This window comes from Streptomyces sp. NPDC005706 (assembly GCF_040631045.1).
GTDB lineage: Bacteria > Actinomycetota > Actinomycetes > Streptomycetales > Streptomycetaceae > Streptomyces.
In genome coordinates, this window is the sequence record NZ_JBEXYS010000064.1 from 1 (window position 1) to 7,445 (window position 7,445).

At 73.3% G+C, this 7,445-nt stretch carries 7 protein-coding genes and 1 pseudogene; 2 read left to right on the forward strand and 6 right to left on the reverse strand.

The genetic code is table 11. The annotated features are described in order from the left end of the window. Positions 1-98: 98 nt before the first annotated feature. The 4 genes from ABZ478_RS39055 to ABZ478_RS39070 are packed head-to-tail and all read right to left on the reverse strand — an operon-like array spanning position 99 to position 3,899. A complete protein-coding gene (locus ABZ478_RS39055) occupies positions 99-767 on the reverse strand; it encodes a response regulator transcription factor (RefSeq protein ID WP_359557532.1) in 669 nt (222 codons plus the stop codon). Next, complete coding sequence (locus tag ABZ478_RS39060) at positions 764-2,059, reverse strand: histidine kinase (RefSeq protein ID WP_359557534.1); 1,296 nt, start codon at positions 2,057-2,059, stop codon at positions 764-766. The genes ABZ478_RS39055 and ABZ478_RS39060 overlap by 4 nt, the downstream gene beginning before the upstream one ends. 26 nt (positions 2,060-2,085) lie before the next feature. Next, positions 2,086-2,964, reverse strand: coding sequence for an ABC transporter permease (locus ABZ478_RS39065; RefSeq protein ID WP_359557536.1), 879 nt, complete (start codon positions 2,962-2,964; stop codon positions 2,086-2,088). Further along, positions 2,961-3,899, reverse strand: a complete 939-nt coding sequence (locus tag ABZ478_RS39070) for an ATP-binding cassette domain-containing protein (protein ID WP_359557537.1) — start codon at positions 3,897-3,899, stop codon at positions 2,961-2,963. The genes ABZ478_RS39065 and ABZ478_RS39070 overlap by 4 nt, the downstream gene beginning before the upstream one ends. Positions 3,900-4,122: 223 nt before the next feature. On the opposite strand from ABZ478_RS39070, the gene ABZ478_RS39075 reads away from it, so the two are divergent. Both ABZ478_RS39075 and ABZ478_RS39080 read left to right on the forward strand, forming a co-directional pair. Next, positions 4,123-4,605, forward strand: a complete 483-nt coding sequence (locus tag ABZ478_RS39075; RefSeq protein ID WP_359557539.1) for a hypothetical protein — start codon at positions 4,123-4,125, stop codon at positions 4,603-4,605. Positions 4,606-4,760: 155 nt separating this feature from the next. Beyond that, positions 4,761-5,663, forward strand: a complete 903-nt coding sequence (locus ABZ478_RS39080; RefSeq protein WP_359557540.1) for a hypothetical protein — start codon at positions 4,761-4,763, stop codon at positions 5,661-5,663. Here the strand turns inward: ABZ478_RS39080 and ABZ478_RS39085 are convergent. Further along, complete coding sequence (locus ABZ478_RS39085) at positions 5,644-7,029, reverse strand: HAMP domain-containing sensor histidine kinase (RefSeq protein ID WP_359557541.1); 1,386 nt, start codon at positions 7,027-7,029, stop codon at positions 5,644-5,646. The two genes, ABZ478_RS39080 and ABZ478_RS39085, sit on opposite strands and share 20 nt — an antisense overlap. After that, a pseudogene (locus ABZ478_RS39090) lies at positions 7,026-7,313 on the reverse strand (winged helix-turn-helix domain-containing protein); the annotation flags it as partial. The pseudogene ABZ478_RS39090 and the gene ABZ478_RS39085, both read right to left, overlap by 4 nt. Between the last annotated feature and the right edge of the window lie 132 nt (positions 7,314-7,445).

The window sequence follows — 7,445 nt, forward strand, 5'->3', positions numbered from 1 at the left end:
CGGTCCGACAAACGCTCACCCGCAGGCGACTTGACCTGCCCCACCCTCGCCACACCACAACCAACGAACGCAGGACATCTAAGTCACCGGCATTGGGGCTAGCCGGCCTGAGGCCGGGCCAGGCCGTGGTCGTAGGCGAAGATCACCGCCTGGATGCGGTCCCGGGCGCCGATCTTGGACAGGACACGGCCGACGTGCGTCTTCACCGTGGACTCCGACAGCACGAAACGCGCCGCGATCTCACTGTTGGTCCAGCCCTGGCCGATGGCGACGAGGATCTCGCGCTCGCGGTCGGTGAGGGCACCGAGGCGCGGATCCCCGTCGGAGCCGTCGCCGCCGGGCGGCACGAGACGGGCGAACTCGTGCAGCAGTCGGCGGGTCAGCGCGGGCGCGATCACCGCGTCGCCGGCGGCCACGGCACGGATGCCCGCGAGGAGCTCCTCGGGACGGGCGTCCTTGAGCAGGAAGCCGCTGGCCCCGGCGCGCAGGGCCGCGTGGACGTACTCGTCGAGATCGAAGGTGGTCAGGACGAGGACCCGGGACCGGCCGCCCGTGGCGACGATACGGCGCGTGGCCTCGATGCCGTCCATGCCCGGCATGCGCACGTCCATCAGGACCACGTCGGGGCGCAGTTCGGCGGCCTTGCGCACGGCCTCGGTCCCGTGCGCGGCCTCGCCGACCACCTCCGTCCCGGGCACGGAGTCCAGCAGCATCCGGAAGCCGTACCGCTGGAGCGGCTGGTCGTCCACGACGAGCACGGTGGTCACCCGGCGGCACCGCCCTGGGGAGCGAGGTCGAGGGCGGCGCGCACCGCCCAGCCCGTGCCCAGCGGACCCGCGCTGACGTGTCCGCCGTAGAGAGCCGCCCGTTCCCGCATGCCCACCAGTCCGTGTCCCTCCTCGTTCGCCGCGCCGGGACGGCCGGCCGCGGCGGGCGGCCCGGAGTCCTGGACGGCGATCGTCAGCCGCGCGTCCTCCACGGCGATCGCCAGATGCGCGCGGGCACCGGCCCCGGCGTGCTTCAGGGTGTTCGTCAGAGCCTCCTGCACGATGCGGTAGACCGTGAGCTGCACCCCGCTGTCCAGGGCGTCGACGTCACCGGCCGTACGGTAGACGACCTCCAGGCCCGCGGCGCGTACCCCCTGGCACAGCGCGTCGATGTCCGCGAGACCCGGCTGCGGGCTCAGCTCGGGCCCGGTCCGCGGGCCGTCCCCCTCGCGCAGCACGCCGAGCACCCGGCGCAGTTCGCTCAGGGCCTGGCGGCCGGTGTCCCCGATGAGGCGCAGGGCCTCCTCCCCCCGCTCCGGGGCGGCGGCGGTGGCGTAGGCACCCGCGTCGGCGAGTGTGATGATGACGGACAGGTTGTGGCCCACGATGTCGTGCATCTCGCGGGCCACCCGCGCCCGTTCGGCCGCGACGGCCAGCCTGCCGCGCTGGTCGCGTTCGGTCTCCAGCCGGGCCGCGCGGTCCCGTAGCCCGGCCAGCTGGGCCCGCCGGATGCGGATCATCAGGCCCAGCGCGAGGGCCGCGGTGGCCGTGCTGAGCAGGAAGAAGAGCGCGTCCGAGACCGGCACCGCCGCCGAGACCCGCGCCGCGACCAGGCCCAGCGCACCCGCCAGGACCGCACACGCCCAGGGCAGCTGCCGCAGCCGCCCGTGCAGGGCCAGGCTGTACAGGGCGACGAAGAGCGCGACGTCCGCACGGAGCGCGGCGCCGAGCGACCACTGGAGGACGAACACGGCCGTGACGGCGCCGAAGGCGACGGCGGGTGCCCGGCGTCGCCACAGCAGCGGCAGCACGAGCCCGGCCTGCAGAGCGGCCATGCCCGCCACGGGCAGCCGGGTGAACGCCAGGCGGAACCGGCGCGGTCCGTCGCCGTCCCCGCCGATCGCGTGCAGCAGGTCCGGCAGGCAGAACAGCGAGAGCACCAGGCACACCACGGCGGCGTCCAGCACCCACGGACGGGCCCGGTCGGAGTGCCGGAGCCGCTGGCCGGCCCGGCCGAGCCGGGCGACCAGCGGCCCCATCCCGCTGAGGTCCTCGGCGGTCACGGAGGTCATCGGCCCATGATGCGGCCGGCCGCCGCTCACACGTCGCTGCGCAACAGCCGGTACGCCGCTCCGGCCAGCGCCAGAACCGTCCAGCCGAGGAAGACCAGCAGTCCGGCGCCCGGCGACAGGGTGGTCGAGTCGTGGGTCAGGGCGAACAGCGACTGGCCGGCGTGGCTCGGCATATAGGGGTTGATGTCGCCCTGCCACGAGCTGGGCAGCAGGGAGACCAGTCCGGGGACGAGCATGAAGGCGGCCACGAGCACCGAGATGCCGCCCGCCACCGACCGCAGCAGCGCGCCCAGGGCGGTGCCGATCACGCCGACCAGGCCGAGGTAGAGCCCGGCGCCCAGCAGGCTGCGTACGACACCGGCGTGGCCGAGGCTCACGGCGGCCGGCGTGCCGGAGACGATCCGGCTTCCGACGAGGAAGGCGGCGAACGCGCCCACGGTCGCGACCACCAGTGCGACCAGTCCGTACACCGCCGCCTTGGACCACAGCACGGGCAGCCGGCGCGGCACCGCGGCCATGGTCGAGCGGATCATCCCGGTGGAGTACTCGCCCGCCGTGACCAGCACGCCGAGCACACCGAGGGCCAACTGGGCGAAGTTCGTGCCGAACAGCGACAGGCTGACGGCCGTCGCGTCGGCGAAGTCGCGTTCCGCGGGCCGGCCCGAGCCGAGCCCCGACCTGTAGTGGCTCGCGGCGATGACGCCGAAGGCGACGAGGAACAGCAGGCCCAGGCCGAGGGTGATCCAGGTGGAGCGCAGGGACCAGAGCTTGGCCCACTCGGAGGACAGCACGCGCCGGCCGGTCACCCGGTAGGCGGGCCGGCCCTGGGCGGCCGGTGCGGTCCCGGGGGATCCGGGTGTCCCGGGGGTCTCGGGTGTCCCGGGTGTCGCCGTGAGGGTGCTCATGCCGCGCTCCCGCTGGTCTCGGTGCCGGTCGTGGCGCCGTGGTACTCCACCGCGTCCCGGGTCAGTTCCATGAACGCCTCCTCCAGCGACACCGCCCTCGAGGTCAGTTCGAACAGGGGGATCCCGTGCTCGGCCGCCTTCAGCCCGATCTCGCGCGCGGACACCCCGGTCACCTGAAGTTCCTCGGAGCCGATGCGGCCGGTGATCTCCACGCCGGGACCGGCCAGCACGTCCCGCAGCCGGGTGGGGTCGGCCGTCGCGACCTGCACGCTGTCGCCGCCCGCCGCGCGGACCAGGTCCCGCACGGTCGTGTCGGCCAGCAGGCGGCCGCGGCCGACGATGATCAGGTGGTCCGCCACCAGCGACACCTCGCTCATCAGGTGCGATGAGACGAAGACCGTGCGCCCCTCGGCCGCGAGGGAGGTGAGCAGGTTCCGGATCCAGCGCACACCCTCGGGGTCCAGCCCGTTGACGGGCTCGTCCAGCATCACCGTCTGCGGGTCGCCCAGCAGCGCGGCGGCGATGCCCAGCCGCTGTCCCATGCCGAGGGAGAAGGCGCCGGCCCGCTTCTTCGCGACGCTGCCGAGACCGGCCAGTTCGACGACCTCGTCGACCCGGCGGCGCGGAATGCCATGGGTGAGCGCGAGGGCCCTGAGGTGGCCGCGGGCCGAGCGCCCCGGGTGGACCGACTTCGCCTCCAGCAGCGCTCCGACCTCCTGCAGCGGTGCCCGGTGGCGGGCGTAGCGCCGTCCGTTCACCGTGACGGACCCGCTCGTCGGCGCGTCGAGCCCGACGACCATGCGCATCGTCGTGGACTTGCCCGCGCCGTTGGGCCCCAGGAACCCGGTGACCGTCCCCGGTCGCACGGTGAAGCCCAGCCCGTCGACGGCCGTCTTCTCCCCGTACCTCTTGGTGAGCTGCTCTGCGTCGATCATTCGCGTTCTCCCTCGTTCGGAGGCCGGGGCGTCCGGCCCGCCCGGCGCCTCCTCCGCAACGCTAGGACCGGAATGTCCGGATTCCGTGGTACCAGGGGCCGAAGCCCGCGCGACGGGTGGTACCGCGGTACTACGACCCGGCGGTGTGCGCGTGGAGCGACGGGGGAGAGGCGCGGTGCGCGGTCAGGATGCGTTCAGGCGTCCGGTGGCACGGTCGGTTGCCATGACCCACGAAACGTCCGAGACATCCGCGCTCTCCCGGCCCGGCGGGCCCGTCGCTCCCGGGCGGCACCGGCCGCGCCGGAACAAGGTGCCCGAGGTCACCGCCTACTTCTGGATCATCAAGGTGCTGTTCACGTTCGCCCTGGGCACCGCGGCCGGCGACCTGGTCTCCGAGCGCATGGACCTCGGCTACTGGCTGTCCGCCGCCCTGTTCGCCGCGGCCATCGCCGCCGTGGCCGTCGCCCGCTTCGCGCTGGGGCTGGACGCGGTGTGGAGCTTCTGGATCGCCTACGTCCTCACCCGCCCTCTCGGCGCCTCGGTCGGCGACTACCTCTCCCAGCCCGCCGGGGACGGCGCCCTCGGTCTGGGCACGGTGATCACCAGTGTTCTGTTCCTGGCGGTGATCCTCGGCCTGGTCGTGTATCTGGGCGTGACGCGCAAGGACGTCACCGAGCCGGGTCCCGCCGCCCGGCACGCGGTCTGAGCTGCCGCGCGGCAGACGTTCAGGATGCGTTCAGGTCCTTTGTGCCACGGTGGGGGACGACGGCCGCCGCCGGCGGCCGGCTCGATCTCACAGGGCGCTCGTCCCGTTTCCCGGGGCCGGGCGCCCTGTCGTTTCGACCGGACAGGAGAGCCGAATTGGAGCAACCGGAGGTCCTCACCGACCTCGGCGCGGCGAGCGCGCCGAACACGACCAGGTCGGTGATGAAGAAGCTGCCCGAGGTCACCCTGGCGTTCTGGATCATGAAGATCGCCGCGACGACCCTGGGCGAGACGGCGGGCGACCTCTTCGCACAGACCCTGAAGCTGGGCTACTTCCTCACGACGATCGCGCTGTTCCTGGTCTTCGTGGTGACGCTGGTGGTCCAGCTCAGGTCCAGCCGGTACAACCCGTTCTTCTACTGGACCGTGATCCTGTCGACCAGCATGGCCGGCACCACGATGTCCGACTTCATGAACCGCGACGCCAGCGCCAAGTACCTCTCGGCCGGCGCGACCGAGCTCGGCCGGGGCCCCCAGGGCCTCGGTCTGGGCTACCCCGCCGGGGCCGCCATCCTGATCTCGATCCTGCTGGCGATCTTCGCCGTCTGGAAGCTGAGCGGGATGACGTTCCTGATCCGCGACATCGTCACCTTCCGGGGCGAGGCCCTGTTCTGGTCGGCGATCCTCGTGTCGAACACCCTCGGCACCTCCATGGGCGACTTCCTCTCGGACAGCTCCGGCCTCGGCTACGCCGGTGGCGCACTGCTCGTGACCGGGCTGCTCGGCGTGCTCCTGGCGCTGATGAAGGTGCCCGCGGTGCCGAACGTCCTGCTGTTCTGGATCGCCTTCGTCCTCACCCGCCCGCTGGGCGCCACCGCGGGTGACTTCCTCACCAAGCCGGTCGCCAAGGGCGGCCTCGACCTGGGTACGGCGGGCTCCTCCGCCGTTCTCCTCGCCGTCCTGTTCGCGCTGATGGCGTACGCCCAGCTGCGTGAACGCCGTTCCGCCGCCCGGCCGGCGGGAGAGGAGCGGGAGCCGGTCACCCGGCGGGCAGGCTGACCGTGAACCTGGCCCCGGGCCGGTGCCCGGGGTCGTGGGACACCTCACCGCCGACGGCGCGGGCCAGGCGCCGCGCGAGCGGCAGCCCCAGGCCCGCGCCGTCGTGCCCGTCGCCGGGGTCGGCGCGCCGGCCCGGCTGGAACAGCTCGTCCCCGAACGTCTCCGGCACACCGGGGCCGTCGTCGACGACGTCGATCCGCACGCCACCGGGGACGCCCCACGCGGACACGGTCACCCGCGAGCGGGCGTAGCGGGCGGCGTTGCCGAGCAGCGGGCCGAGGATGCGTTCGAGCAGGGCGGGGGCGACTCCCGCCTCCAGCACCGCCGTACGCGTCTCCAGCGCCGGTCTCACCCGGCCCGGTGTGTCGAGGCGCCGGAGCAGCCCGTCCAGTACGGGCACGACGTCGGTCGTTCCGGGGGCCGTCGCGGGGGTCAGCGCGTTCTCGCGGGCGTCGTCCAGGAGCGTGTCGCAGATCGTGCGCATGGACCGGGCGGCCTCGGCGATCGTCTCCTGGGCGGCGCTGGTCTCGGCCTCCGTGCGGGGGCGCGCCCGCCACCAGTCGAGTTCCATGACGATCCGGGTGAGCGGTGTGCGCAGTTCGTGGGACAGCTCTCCGGTGAGCTGCCGCTCGTGGCGCAGGACGGTACGTATGCGGTCCAGGAGCGCGTCCAGGGAGGTACCCAAGCGGGCGAGTTCGGCCGGGTGGTCCGCCGTGCCGAAGCGTTCGTCCGAGCCCACCGCGCTCCACTGCGCGGCCTGGTCGGTCATCGTCCGCACCGGGCGCAGGGCCCGGCCGACGGACAGGCGGGTGAGCACGTACGTGCAGCCCAGCATCACCACGTCCAGCAGGAGCGACCCCACCAGCAGGGTGTCGGCCGAGCTGCGGTACGGGGTCAGGTCCAGGGCGGTGACGACGGTGGCGCCGGCGCGACGGCCGGGGACGGGCCGGGAGCACAGCCGGACGGGCCGGCGGCCGTGGTCCCGGACGGTCGCGCAGCCGTCCCCGCCCCGGGCGGCCAGCCGGCCGGCGGCCCGGTCCTGCGGGCTGCCCGCGGTGGCGGACGGCGGCTTCTCCAGCAGACGGGTGCCGGCGTAGATCCACACGTTCGTGTCGAGGAGGCGGTCGTTGACGGTTTCCAGGACGCGTACCCGGCGTCCGCTGGTGTCGACGGTGGTGGCGACGGCCGCCGCCCGGTTGCGCAGTTCGTCGTCCGCCTGATGCCGCAGGTGCCGGTCCATCACGGCGTTGAACAGCACGGTCAGGATCGTCATCAGCAGGGCGGCGGTGGTCAGCGCCACCAGGGAGAGGCGGCCGCGGAGAGTGCGCGGGGCGAGGCGCCGCAGGACACGCGAGGCACGGTTCACGACAGGCGGTGCCCGATACCGCGTGCCGTGCCGATCGTCCGGCCGCTGCCGGCCTCCCGCAGTTTGCGGCGCAGCCGGCTCAGGTACTGGTCCAGGGTGTTGTCGCTGACCTGCGCGCCCTCGGGCCAGCCGGTCCGCACCAGGTCACGGCGGCGTACGAGGGCGCCGTCCGCGGCGACGAGCGTGGCCAGCAGCCGGAACTCGGTGGGGGACAGGGCGACACGGGTACCGCCCACGATCACCAGATGATTCACCGCGTCGAGGACCAGGTCACCGGCCGGGGCCGGCTCCCGCGCGGGGACCCTTTTGAGAACGGCTCTCAGAGGTCGTTTTCACCTGTGGTGCTGGGTTATGCCAGGGATTGACCGGTGCCAGTCTGTGTGGCTGTGGGGGCTGCTCTGATCCTGGATTCTGCG